This is a genomic window from Agrobacterium leguminum (genome assembly GCF_005144435.2).
Lineage (GTDB): Bacteria > Pseudomonadota > Alphaproteobacteria > Rhizobiales > Rhizobiaceae > Agrobacterium > Agrobacterium leguminum.
In genome coordinates this window covers 1316614-1332259 of record NZ_CP120212.1, presented here as the reverse complement: position 1 = coordinate 1332259, position 15646 = coordinate 1316614, and the positions used below count along the sequence as shown (strand labels likewise).

The 15646-nt window shown below is 57.8% G+C and carries 15 protein-coding genes; 2 read left to right on the top strand and 13 right to left on the bottom strand.

Going from position 1 to position 15646, the window contains the following annotated elements; all coding sequences use genetic code 11:
• Positions 1-212: 212 nt before the first annotated feature.
• The gene (locus tag CFBP4996_RS20765) at positions 213-911 is read left to right on the top strand and encodes a glutathione transferase, Atu5508 family (protein WP_080853960.1); all 699 of its coding nucleotides are present in this window, start codon (positions 213-215) and stop codon (positions 909-911) included.
• Between the two features lie 301 nt (positions 912-1212).
• Here the strand turns inward: CFBP4996_RS20765 and CFBP4996_RS20760 are convergent, their stop codons facing one another.
• Both CFBP4996_RS20760 and CFBP4996_RS20755 read right to left on the bottom strand, forming a co-directional pair.
• Complete coding sequence (locus CFBP4996_RS20760; protein ID WP_080853961.1) at positions 1213-1551, bottom strand: hypothetical protein; 339 nt, start codon at positions 1549-1551, stop codon at positions 1213-1215.
• Between the two features lie 52 nt (positions 1552-1603).
• Entirely contained in the window at positions 1604-2008 is a 405-nt protein-coding gene (locus tag CFBP4996_RS20755; RefSeq protein WP_080853962.1) for a winged helix-turn-helix transcriptional regulator, read from the bottom strand.
• A gap of 98 nt (positions 2009-2106) precedes the next feature.
• On the opposite strand from CFBP4996_RS20755, the gene CFBP4996_RS20750 reads away from it, so the two are divergent.
• The gene (locus CFBP4996_RS20750; RefSeq protein WP_080853963.1) at positions 2107-2991 is read left to right on the top strand and encodes an NmrA/HSCARG family protein; all 885 of its coding nucleotides are present in this window, start codon (positions 2107-2109) and stop codon (positions 2989-2991) included.
• A gap of 67 nt (positions 2992-3058) precedes the next feature.
• On the opposite strand, the gene CFBP4996_RS20745 is transcribed toward CFBP4996_RS20750, so the two are convergent.
• From CFBP4996_RS20745 to CFBP4996_RS20695, 11 genes are all read right to left on the bottom strand, one after another.
• A complete protein-coding gene (locus CFBP4996_RS20745) occupies positions 3059-5008 on the bottom strand; it encodes a MacB family efflux pump subunit (RefSeq protein ID WP_080853964.1) in 1950 nt (649 codons plus the stop codon).
• A gap of 8 nt (positions 5009-5016) precedes the next feature.
• Complete coding sequence (locus CFBP4996_RS20740; RefSeq protein WP_080853965.1) at positions 5017-6210, bottom strand: efflux RND transporter periplasmic adaptor subunit; 1194 nt, start codon at positions 6208-6210, stop codon at positions 5017-5019.
• Between the two features lie 247 nt (positions 6211-6457).
• Positions 6458-7807, bottom strand: coding sequence for a sensor histidine kinase (locus CFBP4996_RS20735; protein WP_080853966.1), 1350 nt, complete (start codon positions 7805-7807; stop codon positions 6458-6460).
• A 1-nt stretch (position 7808) separates the two neighbouring features.
• Positions 7809-8483, bottom strand: a complete 675-nt coding sequence (locus tag CFBP4996_RS20730) for a response regulator transcription factor (protein ID WP_080853967.1) — start codon at positions 8481-8483, stop codon at positions 7809-7811.
• A 211-nt stretch (positions 8484-8694) separates the two neighbouring features.
• The gene (locus tag CFBP4996_RS20725) at positions 8695-8979 is read right to left on the bottom strand and encodes a YMGG-like glycine zipper-containing protein (protein ID WP_003524016.1); all 285 of its coding nucleotides are present in this window, start codon (positions 8977-8979) and stop codon (positions 8695-8697) included.
• A 428-nt stretch (positions 8980-9407) separates the two neighbouring features.
• Complete coding sequence (locus tag CFBP4996_RS20720; protein ID WP_080853968.1) at positions 9408-10400, bottom strand: type VI immunity family protein; 993 nt, start codon at positions 10398-10400, stop codon at positions 9408-9410.
• 9 nt (positions 10401-10409) lie between these two features.
• Positions 10410-11402 carry a type VI immunity family protein gene (locus CFBP4996_RS20715; protein WP_121490319.1) on the bottom strand — a complete coding sequence of 331 codons (993 nt, stop codon included), beginning with the start codon at positions 11400-11402 and terminating at the stop codon, positions 10410-10412.
• Between the two features lie 14 nt (positions 11403-11416).
• Positions 11417-12409, bottom strand: coding sequence for a type VI immunity family protein (locus CFBP4996_RS20710; RefSeq protein WP_080853970.1), 993 nt, complete (start codon positions 12407-12409; stop codon positions 11417-11419).
• Positions 12410-12418: 9 nt separating this feature from the next.
• Positions 12419-13555, bottom strand: coding sequence for a DUF4150 domain-containing protein (locus tag CFBP4996_RS20705; RefSeq protein WP_080853971.1), 1137 nt, complete (start codon positions 13553-13555; stop codon positions 12419-12421).
• Positions 13552-14619, bottom strand: a complete 1068-nt coding sequence (locus CFBP4996_RS20700) for a hypothetical protein (RefSeq protein WP_080853972.1) — start codon at positions 14617-14619, stop codon at positions 13552-13554. Before CFBP4996_RS20700 ends, CFBP4996_RS20705 begins: the two co-directional genes overlap by 4 nt.
• The gene (locus CFBP4996_RS20695; protein WP_080853973.1) at positions 14616-15641 is read right to left on the bottom strand and encodes a DUF2169 family type VI secretion system accessory protein; all 1026 of its coding nucleotides are present in this window, start codon (positions 15639-15641) and stop codon (positions 14616-14618) included. The genes CFBP4996_RS20700 and CFBP4996_RS20695 overlap by 4 nt, the downstream gene beginning before the upstream one ends.
• Between the last annotated feature and the right edge of the window lie 5 nt (positions 15642-15646).

Below are 15646 nucleotides of genomic sequence, written 5' to 3'. Positions count from 1 at the left end.
TGGAGGTTAGATGACTACCCCGCATGGTGTTCTGTTTTTAGCGAGGAAACCGTAAAGAACAGGGCCTTACATCCAAAAACAACTCTTGCTGCGCCATGGAAGCCGTTAAAGCGTCAGAGCATTCCTTGAGCTCCATTTTTACTCTTAGTGCACGTCGGGGAACTGGTAACAACCAACTCCGTTCGTTGTTTGCATGACCAATGGAGGACGGCATGAAAAACTTTGCCCTTTATTACTGGCCAGTTCCTTTTCGAGGTCAGTTCATCCGCGGAATTCTGGCCCATTGTGGGTACTCCTGGGATGAACACGATGCCGATGCGATTGAAGATATTATGGATTGTGCGGTGGAAAAGCAGCCGGTTGCCTTCATGGGACCACCGGTTCTGATTGACCGTGAGCGCAATTTTGCGATCTCCCAGATGCCGGCGATCGCCATCTATCTGGGTGAGCGGCTGGATATGTTGCCGACAACTATTGAGGGCCGCGCACTCAGCGCCAAGATCGTTAACGATGCTAATGATGTCCTTGATGAGTTGACTCTCAACGGCGGGCGCGAAATGTGGACATCCGAAAAATGGGAAGAGTTCGTCCCACGCCTCCAAAAATGGGTCCGTATTTTCGCGGATACCGGGGCACGAAACGGCTTGAGTGCTAGTTCCGGCTTTATGCTGGGAACAGAAAAGATTGGCGTAGCAGATATAGCGACTGCAATCCTTTGGACTACGGTCGCCGACCGGTTCCCTGTCATTCAGGGCATCATTGAGGATACGTCACCTACAATCTGGGGTCTTTCCAGAAGAGTGGGAGCCACAACTTCGCTGGCTGCTTTGAACAATAAAAGTTTTGAGGAATACGGCAACGCTTATTGCGGAGGAGAGATTGAGAAATCGCTCCGAAAGGTAGCGGGTTGATTTACGTCTGCGCGGCGCCATCGCTTTGTCTGCTTTGCAGCCGGTCAAAAGTCTTGAAGAGATACGCACCGCCGACGCACCATTTCACAGCCACTGTAGTTGAAGGGAATCGAACCAGCGGCCACCGCATGAAATGCACTAAATCAGGCACATAGGTTTCACGCGCTGATTTGCTCGAGTATTGAGGGCAAACCTGGGGGTGATCCCAAACCTTGGGACGTTATTCAGGGCATGGCGTCGAGCAGGAGGGAGCCAACGCCCTTACCGATCGCGCGCCTTAAGTCAGTCTTCGGTCTCCGACTTATTCAGGCGCCCTGTTCGGAAGCCCTTTGTCGTTTGGGTTCGGAGCCGGCGTCTCTCTTGTATCTCGCGGCGGATGTTGGCGATCGTCCGGCTCGGCGGGCGCCACCTGGTCCTCGGAAGGGCGGACAGGCTGCTCTTTAGGGTCGGTCGTCTTGGAGGGGGCCGAAATTTTCTTGGGCATAGTCAGTTCCTCTAGCTTCATCGAGAAGAACTGGCTGGTGACACTGAAGGTTCCGAGCCCCAGAAGCGCTGCTTGGTTCGGAATCGATCTCACCAAGCTGAACAGGCGGGCCTCGTAGCAGGCGGGACGCTGAGGAAAGCGGGCGTAGCTGAGCATTGCTAACCTGGACCGACATCTGACCTTCTCAGCCAATTTCGGTCACTTGGATTTACAACTCCGCCTGATCGTAAGTGCGCCGGCGTGCTCTGATGGTGTCCAGATTGTCGTGGACCCAAAAGTTAAATCCCTCAAGGGCGCGCAAAGCTCCATGGGCGATCTCTGTCAGTTCGTACTCGACACGCGGCGGCACTTCGGGAAAATAGTGACGCACAATAAATCCCTCACGCTCGAGATTACGCAGGGTGAGCGTCAGCATGCGCTGGGTGATCTCACCGACCTCTTTTCTCAATGTCGAAAAGCGGAGCCGATGATCTTCCGCGAGAGAAAGACGCCAAAGAACCGGCACAGTCCATTTGTCACTCAGCAGGCTGCAGACTCCGTTTGACGGAATGGGTCTGAAGTGTCTGTCGTTTTCTGATCCGCGCGATGGGCCGGCATCGATCTGTTCTTCCAAGGGTATCGTCCTTGTGCCTGATGCTGAAAAATGTGCCGTCTTCCGACGGAACGGTATTCGTATATATGGATGGCCCTTGTTTAACGCGAGGGTTTCAAATGACCAATAGCAAGCACCCCATTCTGGTTTTCGGCGCTACCGGAAGGCAGGGCGGATCTGTCTCCAAAGCCTTGTTGAAGGCGGGATGGCCTGTTCGCGCACTCGTTCCGGACTCCACCAAAGCTGCATCGCAGCAATTACGGAATGCAGGTGTCGAGCTTGTGCAGGGTTCATTTGAAGAGACCAAAGTAGTCCGCACAGCGATGAAAGACGCTTACGGTGTCTTTAGCGTACTGCCAGCCAGTCTGGCTGCCGAAGACGAAGTCCGTCATGGTATATCGATTGCGGATATCGCTGCCGAAACCGGCATCAACCATTTTGTTTATTCCTCAGGCGCCAGCGTGGGGAATGAACTGACAGGCGTTCCGCGTTTCGACGCCAAGCCACGTATCGAAGCCCATATTCGACAGCTCGACATGGCTACGACCATCATCCGGCCGATGATTTTCATGGAAATGCTGGTGCGACCTGGCTTCGGTCTGGATGAGGGCCGGCTGGTGTCCCTGATCCGACCCGACCATTCCATTCAGCTCACCGCCGTGGAAGACATCGGCAGGTTTGTCGCTGCCGTGCTTGCCGACAAATCACGCTTCGGCGGCGCAACACTTAAAATCGCCAGTGATCGACTGACCGGCCCCGAGCTTGCGGCTGCCTTCAGCGAAGCAGCCGGTCGCTCGATAGCCTATGAACGGTTTCCGGACGATGTTTTGGCTGCAAACGCTGATCTCGCGCATATGGCAGAGAGCCTGGTAGACGGGCCGCTCGCCGAGCTCGTCGATCTGAAAGTCATGCGCGAAATTAACCCCGACCTTCTCACTTTCAGGTCCTGGCTCGCTGGCAATGGGCGCAAGCTGCTCGATGCAGCCTTGCAACCGTCGGTCTAGGGACATACGCCAGCCTCAATAATGACAAGCGAACCACAACGGCTACCGAGCAGACGTTTGCAGTTCATCAGTCGCGCGCCAGGGCTTCGATCGAGTCCAGCTTTGCCGCATTGCGGGCAGGAAGGAAGCCGAAGACGATTCCGATCAGGGTCGAGCAGGCGAAGGCCACCATGATGGAGCCCGACGAGAAGATCATTTTGAAATCGGGGCTCAGCAAATTGAAAAGAGCGCTGATCCCGAGGGCGAGCATCACTCCCATGAAGCCGCCGACAAGGCAGACCAGAATGGCCTCGATCAGGAACTGGGAGAGAATATCGCTGCGGCGCGCGCCGACGGCCACACGAACGCCGATCTCCTTGGTACGTTCGGTCACGGACACCAGCATGATATTCATCACGCCGATGCCACCGACAATCAGCGAGATGACGGCGACTGACGAAATCAGCAGCGTCAGGGTTTGCGTGGTGGTCTCGATAGTCTCGCGAATGGTCGCCGAGTTGGTGAGAAAGAAGTCTTTCGCGCCGTGCCGACGCTCGATAAGGCGGGAAACTGCGGCCTCGACATTGCCCGGATCGACATCGTCTCTGATACGGACCGTTATGCCGTCGACGTTCGGACGACCCAGCATGCGGCCCATGACGGTTGTGTAAGGCGCATAAACGGTCAACGTATCAACCGCCGGGCCGAAGGAGTTTTCCCGTTTCGTCACACCCACGACCCTCGCCGGCATTGTGCCCAGAAGGATGACCTGCCCCACCGGGTTAACCCGGTCTGGAAACAGGTCTCGCGCGGCATTTGCATCGATCACCACATTCTGGCTGTAGGCGACAACATCCTGGGCGTCGAACAGTTGTCCATGCGCCAGCTCAAGGCCCCGTACACGAAAGAAGTCCGCGCCAACTCCGGTGACTGACGCATTGACGGCCACGGCGGCGCGCTTGACAGTTACGCTCGTCGTGACGGCTGGTGTCACGCTGTCGACATAGGGCTGGTTCACCAGCGCTTCTGCATCGGCGGGAACCAGCGTCCGTATCTTGCCCGCTTCCAGATCGCCGAAGCCTTTACCGGCCCGCACCTCGATCGTGTTGGTGCCGAGCGAACTGATACTGCTCAGGATTTGTTGCTGCGAGCCGGCTCCCAGTGCCGAGATAGCCGCCACCGAGGCGATACCGATGATGATGCCGAGCATGGTCAGAAGCGAGCGCATCTTGTGTGCCCATATTGCCGCGCCCGCCATGCGAAAGGCCTCAGTCATCCGGTCAATTGCGCCACGCCAGCCAGCGCCCGGCGCGTGCTCGCGGATGGGACGGGCCGTCACGGCGGATTTGGATATATTGCGCTCATCGGAAATGATAACGCCGTCGCTGATCTCCACGACCCGATCCGCGTGTTCGGCGATCTTCTTGTCGTGAGTGACGAGGATGATGGTGTGCCCTTCGGCGTGAAGCTCGCGCAGGATCTTCATGACTTCGGCGCCACTGTGCGTATCCAGCGCTCCGGTCGGTTCGTCGGCCAGAATTATCTCGCCGCCATTCATCAGGGCGCGGGCGATCGACACCCGCTGCTGCTGGCCGCCCGAAAGCTTGCCCGGGATATTGCCCGTCCGCTCGGCGAGGCCCAGTCGGGTCAACAAGGAGATCGCTCGCTTGTGCCGGTCGGATCGGCTGCGTCCGGCATAGATGGCCGGCACCTCGACGTTGCTGGCCGCGCTGAGATCGCCAAGCAGATGATAGCGCTGGAAGATGAAACCAAAACGCTCACGGCGCAGCGCCGCCAGTTCGTCCACGGACATCTTCGAGATCTCGCGTCCTTCGATCCAGTAGCTGCCGTCCGTCGGACGATCGAGGCAGCCAAGGATGTTCATCAGCGTCGACTTGCCGGAGCCAGAAGCACCGATGATGGCCATCATCTCGCCGGCCTCAATGTCGAGGTCAACGTCTTTCAGCACCCGCACCATCTCGTCGCCTGCGGGGAAAGCGCGGGATACCCCGCGTACGCGGATCAGGGGCTCCGTCATGGCACGCCCTACCGCTTCGCCGCAGCCAGTTGAGCCTGGCCATCCGTGCGTTCGTCCGTGGATGCTCCCAGGACGATGGTCTCGCCTGCCTGAAGACCGCTAAGGATCTGGATGTCCGCGCCGTTGTCGATGCCGACCTGGACCTGCCGGATCTGGACCTCGCCCATCGCGTCCAGTATGCGCACACGCGCCGTATCGCCGGCCCGGGGCGCCCCTTCCACTGCGCTGAGCGGAACCAGCACGGCGCCGCTGACGCGGCTCAAAACGATGGACACCTGCGCCGTCATGGAGGGCCGGAGGACGCCGTCCGCATTCGCCACGTCGATCAGCCCGGTGTAATAGACCGCGCCGTTGGTTGAGCCAATCCGGCTCGCGGCGGCGTTGCTCTCGTTGGCGATGGAGGCTGGGGCCGGTTCCACCTGTCGCAACTCCCCATCGAAACGGCGCTTCGGATCGCCAAGAATGCTGAACCAGACCGGCAGGCCCCGCCGTACACGCACGACGTCAGCCTCGGAAATATCCGCGCGTACCGTCATTGTGTCCAATCGCGCGATCATGACGATGGTCGGCGCGGTCTGCAGGGCATTCACGGTTTGGCCTTCGTCAGTGACGATCGCGACCACTGTGCCGGCGATTGGGGCAGTGATGCGGGTATAGTCCAGTTCTATACCCGCAGACTCCAGCGCGACCTGCGCTTGGGCGACCTGAGCGTCCAGCGACTGAACCTCAGCCCGGGCGGTGTCTCGCATCGCAACCGCGGCGTCATACTGGGCGCGCGGCGTCGAACCACCTGCCAGCAGGTCACGCTCGCGCTCGAAATCCTTCTCGGCTTTCACCAGACCGGCGCGGCGCGCGACGTGAACGGCGCGGATGTTGGCCAAAGCGGCCTCGCGGTCCCGCAAGGCGTTGCGCCGGGTTTGGGAATCGATCTCGGCCACCAATTGGCCAGCCTCGACGAGGTCACCGATCTTGACCGCCAGACGCTCAACGCGACCCGAGGCCTGGGCTCCGACACGCACCAGCTCGAACGGTTCGAGAACCCCGGTCGCCAGCACCACCTCTTCAATGTCACCCGTTCGCGCCTGCGCTGTCACCAGTTCAAGCTTTGCGGGCGGACGCAGAAACAGCAGCCAGACGCCCAGCAGACCGACAAGGGTTGCCGCCGCCAGGATCAAACGCTTGCGGGTAATGTGTCGTGTCATTTAGTCGTGGCCCATGCTATTGAAATTTGCGGGCTTTCTCTGTCACGAGAGTTACCTGAAAATTACGGAGAGCGGTCGTCGCGCCTATCCGTTAGGCAAGCGCTGTAAGATCAACCGATCGGCAAAGAGTGCTTGCAATGTGGATGGCGTGCCAAAGATTGTGCGCCAGACATCAAGTGATCGCGGCCGTGCTCAGCCAACGTCGACGGACGAAGATGCCTTGAACTGTTGGCGCAGGCGACGGCCCCTACCGCTGCTGGAAAACGCGCTTCTCGCGCCAGCGCACGGCAAATATGCTGCCCTTGCCTGGAGCGGACGAAAGCTCAACGTAACCGCCGTGACGGGTGACGATCTCGTTGACCATGCTGAGCCCCAAACCCGCACCTGAGCCGTGAGGGCTGACCCGGTAGAACGGTTCGAATATGCGCGATTGCTTATCGCCGGCAATTCCGCAGCCCTGATCCGCGACAGTCACGCTGCCGTCAGCCTCAATACTGACCGATATCTGTCCTCGCCCGCCTCCGTACTGGACTGCATTACGAACCAGATTGACGAATGCACGCTCCAGAGCTTCGGCATCCCCGGGAACGAACAGGTTTTCCGCATCGCTATCGAACGAAATCTCGTAACCTTCGGCAATCGCCAGGGGAGCAAGGTCAGCGACCACCTTCGACACAACGCTGTTGAGATCGACAGGTGCATTCTGCTGGGGCTTCTGCCGGTACTTCTCGGTGTCGAGAAGCTGGTTCGCGATTGCTGTAAGTCGCTTGATGGCCGTCTGCAGGTGTGTCTTGTCCGCACCTGGCGAGAGCGTATCGATTCTCACCTGCAGGACAGCGATCGGCGTTCGAAGTTCATGAGCAGCGTTGACGAAGAAGCGCTCCGTCGCCTCGAAGCCGCTATCGAGACGACGCAGCGCCCTGTTGATGTCGCGCACCAGACGAAGCACCTCAGTGGGCAGGCCCCGCTCTTCCACCAGGGCGCCACGTGTGTCGAGATCGATCCTGTCGAGACGCCTGGTCAGGTCGCTGAAGGACCGCAAAGCCCAGCGTGTGACAAACGGGACGCCAATCAGGGAAATGGCGACGAGGATCAGCGCCGGCACGCCGATGGCAAGGTTCCCCAACAGCACGGTCACACCATATTGGGACATCGAAACACCGCCGGCAAAAATCGTTGCCTCACCGGCCTCTGTATCGAAACGCTCCATGCGGGCGACACTCAACGGATCGTTCAGGTCACCATGGAGCTCGACACTTCTGAACGTCCGTAGGAATGGCATGTTGTCGGCAATTTTCCCGGGAGGCGCACCGTGTGCGAGGACAATATCTTTGCCCAGGTCTGCCACGAACCACAGGTCAGGCGCGTCCTCCATAATCTCTTTAAGTTTGGCCGTCGGCACCAGATGGGCCCGGCCATTCGGCTCGAGACGGACCGAGTCTGCGATTTCCTGAGACAGCCAGATGGACGTGATCGCCACATCGGGCTTGAGGCCAGAAAGAAGATAGAAAACCAGGCTGAGCGAGGCGATGACCGCGCAGAGCTGCAGGACAATAAAACCAAAAGTGAATCGCCAGCGAAGGGATGTGCTGGTCATCCTATTTCTGCTCATGAAGGTAGTAGCCTATGCCACGAATGTTCTTGATAACAATGTCGGCCTCCGCTTCGCCAAGCTTTCGGCGCAGGCGAGACATGTTGGATTCCAGTGAGTTCGACTGGATTTCGTCGTCAAAGGAATAGACCTGCCCCTCAAGGGACGAGCGCAACACGGTGCGACCACGGTTTCTCAAAAGAGTTTCGATGATAAGCAGTTCCCTGCGGGTGAGCGCAAGCCGGACGCCGTTGACATGCACATCGCATGAAACACGATCATAGGTGACGTTTCCTGCCGACAGGACGAATGGGCCGGTTGTAGGGACCCGCCTCAGCACAGCGCTCATTCTGGCAATCAGCTCGGGAATTTCGAACGGCTTCGGCAAATAGTCATCGGCGCCGTCATTGAGGCCGGAAATTCGCTCGTCGGTCGACCTCAGAGCGGAGATGATGATCGATCGCGTATTTGAACCCACGCTACGCAAATCGGCGAGAAAGGTACTGCCATCACCATCCGGCAGTTGCCGGTCGATAAGGACAATGTCGTAGTCCGCCATAGCGATTGCTTCCCGTGCCATTGCCAGATCTCCAACAGCGTCAAATACGATGCCATGCTGCGAGAGGGCCACCCTCAACGCATCCGTCATTTCCGGATCATCTTCGATAAGTAGAAGTTTCATGGTGACCTAATCAGTCCAATCTCGGACTATCATTCCCGACAGTCTTTACAGCAAAACTACGGCTCTGGTTCAGATAAACTCGACAGTTGTGACGTTCCGACCGTCAGGTTGTGTGACATCATGAAACTGCTGCGGACGTGGGAGACCGGAGAAACCGAAGTTCGTCCGGTATCCATCTCGCCTTTGACGTCCGCCACCCAGGCCGCAATCTTTATCGGCAGCGACCGTAATGATCCCGGTATCTGCATCCGTAGTCGCGGCGGTCCCGTTGTTCCCAGCGGTCGCGGCGGTTCCTGTCGTTACGTTCGCTGATGTTGCCTACGACTGCCCCTCCCACGCCACCTGCGGCGGCTCCCACTGCAGCGCCTTCCCAAGTGCCGCTTGCCAACCCACCGATGATAGCGCCGCTCGCCGCACCAATGCCCGCGCCCTTTTCCGTCTGGCTGCACGCTGTCAGCGTCAAGCAAACGAGTACGCCTGAAATGATCTTTTTCATGTCTGTCCTTTCGAGCCATCGCCGCTACGGTCGCCCGTCGACCGTTGAGACGCACCAAGGCGGAGACGTATGAACACCGAAAATTACGTGGAAGTTACGCAGAACCGTCGGTATCGATACCGGTCGAAAGCGCAAATTCGTGTAGGAGGCGCGTCTCCGCGATAAGTCATTCTCAGGCAACTCCGCCCGCCTAATCGATAGGGCAAGCTCTTGGCGACATCCCTGGTTATGAGGCGCGCGAGACGACGAACGGCCCCAACGGATCGCCGCGATCCAGCGCCTTTCAACCGCCTTCTTCCGCAGCACGCTTTATCACGACGATCCCGCATTTTCCAAAACGGTCGCGACACAATCAGCTGCGCCGGAAGGCAGCGTCGAGACGAAATGATGGCAATAAGTTTCGTTTAACTTCACGAGGCTGGACAAACTCAACGTTCACCATCGTCAAATCGATGTGTCCACCATTGCGTATACTCCATCTCATCGACACCGTAGGGTGCTCGTAGATAGGGATAATCCCAGTTCTCGTAGCGCAGGGGCTTGAGGAAGTCATTGACCGCGCGATAGGCCGCCGGCACCCGCCCCTTATTCAAGTCGCCCAGCACAGGCCGTTCACCCGCCTGGAAAACGACGCCCCCCTCGTAGGGATGGAGGACGATATCGTCTCCAAGTACTTCTCTTGCCTTCTCAAGACCACCGACGCGCGCGAGCAACGCATCGTTGACGGCTGTAAGCCAATTCACGTCACGGATCACATCGGTACGCTGCGAAATGATTAACCCAAAACGGATGCCATCTTCGTAGAGGAGGCCCGGAAATCTGCGGAACAGAGGATAGGCCCGTTCGGTTGCGCCCGCCGCATAGGAATAGAAGAAAAGCGACATGCCGGACACGGCATAAAAAACCTGAAGGTCACGGCATACGTCAACGAAGAAACGCACAACACCTATCGGATCTAGCGATAGTTCTGACAACCTCGTCTGGTACATCAAGTGCCCGTTGCCGCCACGATACCCAATGCCCGGAAGAAGCGCCGTCAAATAGTCGTATACGGGATCGGTTGACCGCAGAGCTTGGGCAGGCATGTGTCTGATATAAAAGCCTGCGGTCTCCTTCTCATCAGCGTAATTGCTTTGTGCCAGATGCCGCTCGATGTCATCTCTCGAAGACAGACGGCGCGAACGTTCACCAACCGTCAGAAGATTGGTGTTTCCTTTCGTCACATCGTAGTAACGCGAGGCCAGATAGAGCGCGGCTTGGCGTGTCCGCGGTGCTTCACCACCCGCAAAATAGAAACCGGCCGTAAGACCAAACAGCCATTGAATCGCGTTACCCGGCGGCGAACCGATCTCGTCCAATTTGTCGAGTTCACCGCGCTCTTCGAGGAGCGCCATTGTGACGATGAGTTCGTTTATATCCAAGACGCCATCCTAGCGCTCGCCATCGTCAAAGCGGCGTGTCCACCATTCGGTGTACTCCATCTTATCGACATCATATGGTGCTCTCAGATAGGCGCGCTCCCAGTTCTCGTAACGCAGGGGCTTGAGGAAATCGTTCACTGCGCGATATGCTGCGGGCACCCTCCCCTTGTTCAGATCGCCGAACGCAGGCCGTTCACCAGCCTGGAAAACGACGCCACCCTCGTAAGGGTGAAGGATCACTTCTTCGTCAAGTGCGGCTCGTGCCTTGTCGAGACCGCCAACCCTTGAGAGTAGCTCATCGTTGACGGCTGTCAGCCAGTTCACGTCGCGGATAGTGTCCGCCCGGTCTCTTATGGCCAATCCAAAACGCGTGCCATCCTCGTAAAGCAGCCCAGGAAACCTGCGAAACAGAGGATAGGCTTTCGCAGTTGCGCCAGACGCATAGGAGTAGAAAAAGAGCGACAAACCCGACACGGCATAGAAAACCTGCAAGTCGCGGCAGGCGGCAACGAAGAAACGGATCACACCTGCCGGATCGCGCGACAGCGCCGATAGCCTCGTCTGGCACATGAGGTGACCATTTCCCCCGCGATAACCGGCACCAGGAAGAAGGGCAGTAAAGTAGTCGTGAACCGGATCGGCCGAATGCAACGCCTGTTTTGGCATATGCCTTATGTAGAAACTCGCCGTCTCCCTTTCGTCGTAATACTCCCCCTGCGCCAGATATTCTTCAATCTGTTTTGCTGCTAAAATGCGGCGCGCCCGCTCGTTAAACGACAATAAATTGGTGTTACCTTCTACGAAATCGTAGTAACGCAGTGCCAAACCAAGCATGGATTGGCGTATTTGACGCGTTTCTCCGTCGGCAAAATAGAACCCGGCCGTCAGCCCGAATAGCCACTGGATGGCATTGCCGGACGGCAATCCAATTTCATCCAGTTTTTCGAGTTCACCATACTCCTCAAAGATGGCCATTGTAGTGATGAGTTCGTTTAACTTCACGAGGCTGAGCGACCTTAACGTTCGACATCGTCAAATCGATGTGTCCACCATTGCGTATACTCCATCTCGTCAACATCGTACGGTGCTCGCAGATAAGGATAGTCCCAGTTCTCGTAGCGCAAGGGCTTGAGGAAATCGTTGACCGCTCGGTATGCTGCAGGCACGCGCCCCTTATTTAAATCGCCGAGCACGGGCCGTTCACCCGCTTGGAAAACGACACCGCCCTCATAGGGATGGAGGATGACCTCGTCTCCGAGTGTTTCCCTTGCCTTCTCAATACCACCGACGCGCTCCAGTAGCTCGTCGTTGATGGCTGTCAGCCAATTCACGTCGCGGATCACATCGGTGCGGTGTAATATTTCCAAGGTAAAATTACTGCCATCTTCGTAAAGGAGGCCAGGAAACCGGCGGAATAGAGGATACGCTTTTTCAGTCGCACCCGTCGCATAAGAATAGAAAAAAAGCGACATCCCCGAAACAGCATAAAAAACCCGGAGACCACGGCAGGCATCAACGAAGAAGCGAACCACGCCAGTTGGGTCGCGTGATAATTCCGACAACCGCGTCTGATACATCAAGCGCCCATTGCCGCCTCGGTAGCCGGCGCTTGGAAGCAGGACAGTAAAGTAGTCGTGAACCGGATCTGTCGAACGCAGCGCCTGTTTTGGCATGTGCCTGACATAGAAGCTTGCGATCTTCCCCTCGTCAAAATACTCGTCTTGTGACAGATTTTGCGCAACGTCTTCCCGTGACGCGATGCGACGTACTCGCTCGTTAAAGGACAACAAATTTGTGTTGCCTTCCACAAGGTCGTAGTAACGTAGCGCCAGATTCAGCATGGCTTGGCGTGTACGCCGTGTTTCACCATCCGCAAAATAGAACCCGGATGTCAGCCCGAACAACCATTGGATGGCATTGCCGGGCGGCAGGCCGATTTCATCCAGTTTTTCGAGTTCACCGCGCTCTTCGAAATTTGCCATGGCAGCGATCAGTTCGTTTAGATTCATGACATCATCCTACCAGCTTGGGACGGGTGGGAGGCGCCCACCCGGGATCCGTGGTCCGGGCAAGGGGAGCCAGATCGGTGGAGCATTCTCAAGCCCCTTTTTTAACTGTCGCCATCGTTCTTCGGCCTCCCACTGGCGCTCCTGTTCGCGCTGTCTCACAGACTCTTCGCAATTGTCACACTCATCCAACACCACGAATTCCTTGTAGCGAGCTCTGTGCCGCCGTGCGATAGCGCGATAAGCATCATCCTTTGCGGTTTCATTTGGAAACTTGTCCCCCGGAAACTTCATGTCATACATGTGGGTCATCTGGCCGTTTTCGACTTTCACCACATCCAGCCACCGGGAGCCACGCACATTGAACCATCGCGTGCCGCCCCAGGGCGCCCGGCGGGGAACCTTCGGAATGTCGTGTTCCTCTCCCTGCAGGATGACATTGCCGGGCGGCTTGTCCGGGAACTGATTGTTCGGGTTGTTGGGATCCCAGAACCCAAGCTCGGAAACATAGCCGTAATTGGTGCGCGGATCGCCGACCGGCATGCTGCTGCCAAGGACTGTGTTCGGATATTGCGCCTGGATCGTTGCATCGACACAGCGCTGATAACGCCCCGGGCTGGCCTCATCGTCGCGTGGTAAAACCTGATCGACCCATTCAAGCCCCTCGGTAACGCTGTTTCTCGGACGATGCAGCGCATAGCAGCGGCAGCCCACTTCGCAGAGATAGCGCTCGGGATTGCCTTCGGGCAGGTCGGTTTTGTAACCCCCGACCGATACGGTGTTGCCCTTGTTGAGGAGCATCTTGTCGGTAAGGCGCGTCACTGCGCGACCTTGCATGAAAACGTTGGGAGACCAGGACAGGAAGGTGGCCTGATGCAGATGCGTGCCGGATTTGATCCCGCCGGACGAACCCGGTTCATCGCCGATCGATTTGGCGAACCGCGAGCCGCGCACGCCATTCATCGCTCCATCATGCGAGAACACCGTGGTGGTCCCGTCGGCAAGGTCGCGGGCAAATGCAGTATTCGTGTATGGCACGGGCACAGGCTTGGGCGGGGTTAGGCATACATCCGGCAGCGTCGAGCGGACATAGCCATTCGAGTTTTTGTGGCAGAGCGTAATCCCATTGATGCGGATTGTTTCCTTCATGCATCTATCCTGCCGGTTTTTATGTCGCGCTGGACGCTTTCCACAATTGTTGCCGCTCTCAGCCCGTCGCGGGAACTGGCGGACAGAAGGCTGTAGAGAAATTCCTCGCCCCCCGGCTCTGTCTTTTCTACGAGCGATCCTGGCGCGGGCCCAAGGGCAAGCGCCGCCATCACAAGCCCGCTCGCGGCCCCAAGATCACCCAGTTGAAGCGCGGGGATTTCTGCCCTGTCGGACAGGTCGGCCATTTGCGCGGCATTGGTTGTGATCGCATATCCAAATTCCTCAGCGCGTACGCGATCGCCATTGAGATCGACAATGAAGCGATCAGGAGAAAAGCCTCCTTCGAGGAGCGTCCCATAACAGCTCGCAAGGGCGCGACCCATCAATCCGCGCTCGGGATCAATCGGGTTTTCAGGCTCTTCCATGGTAGAAAGGCGCGCAATTCGACCGAGCCGCGCGTCATCTTCCGGCCCAAGTGCGAACACGGCCGCAGCTTCGCCGGGAACCATACCGTAGGGGTTGTCACGTGTCAGCAGTTCACCGTGATAAGCCAGACTGTCGAGCATGTCTGAGTGGATATAACTGTCTACGACTGCAACAAGAACAATTCTCCCCGTTCTCCTCACGATTTCCGGACCATCCCTGCCAACAAGCTGCAGGCTTTCAGCCTGCCCACCAAAGGAAACGAAGAGGTTCGTCACCTGCGGCAGAGGGAATTGGCGGAGCCGGGCATTAAAGTCCTCAGCGACAGGTCCGTCCTCCATCCAATAGGGCAGCAGCAGAAGCATCGCATAATCCGCGCTTTCCTGTCCGAACTTCGCCAATTGCGCAACGCAATCGGCAAGCGCGCAGGCGAGTAATTTTCGCAGCCGCTCGACATAGTCCCGCTCTTCCGTCAACGGATAGACCGGCGCAAGGGTCGGTGGTCGCCCGTCCGCCATCACCAGGTTACGGTCCTTCTCGGTGAACCGTTCGCCGCGCGAATAGGCGGCAATTGCCGTTTCAAAATTTTTGCCCGCCGGACATGTCAGGCCGGCCGCCAGAATTGAAACCGCCGCCCTCATGCGACGACCCCGGCCATTTGCCTCAGTCGAAGGAAAGAGACTTCAACGTCCTGATCGCGCCCGCCACAGGGCACATGGGCGTTCCATACCAAATCCACGAGACGCTCATCGCCAGTGATTTCCACCTGAACAAGCCTGAACCTGTGCGTCAGCGTCTTGCCGGCGATCCGAGTGTCCGCTTCGAGGACACATTGTGGCAGACGAAATGCGTAACCGCCTTCCGGATGAAGCCCTTCCAGTCGCACCGGTTCGCCACCACGCAACTCGCCGGAATAGATTTGATCGACGGGCGCGGTCTGGTGAAAATTTTCCGAGAAATCGGAAGGCAAAAGCGGAGACCTGTGTTTCATCCACGCTTCATCATAGGTGCCGGCATGAATACGCCGCGTTGCCCAGGCCGGCTGAATCGCACCGAACCCGACCGGCTGCGAAAGCGGACGACCGGGATCAAAGACATCGGCGGGAGCCGCGATCTGCGGCATAGCCAGTTCCGCTCCCTCCGGCGCTCGCTCGAAATGACGTGACCAGCCCCGGCCAATTGGATTGGCTTCGCACTCGGCCCCATCATCATCCACAAAGAGATCGCTTCCGCCGAGCGAACGCCTCCATGACAGCTCGACGCGTGAGGCCCGCTCTTTTTCGACAACCTCCCAGCCGCGCTTTTTTTTGACCATGCGCGCTTCGCCCGTGACGGCGGCCTTCTTGGTCATTGTGCCCACAGCAACCGTGACATCGATACGGTCTATGGGCTTCTCGTCAGGCGCAACGGCTGAGCCATTGACAAGAATATCTGCGGCGGGCCTGAAAGGCGCGAAATCAGCATCCGCGAAAAGCTCATTTGCCTCGTCATCACGATAGGCCGGAGAGAGCCGGATGGGCTGCGGCTCAAGAAGATCGGTCATGCCGTCCGAACGCGCGCGAAACCGCCCGCGTACGGCGACACACCAATGTTCCTTTCCATCGCGGTCGCGAATGAAATAGCCGTCCGCGGAGAAAGGTGTGTTGTTGCTGACAGCCCACATGCCGG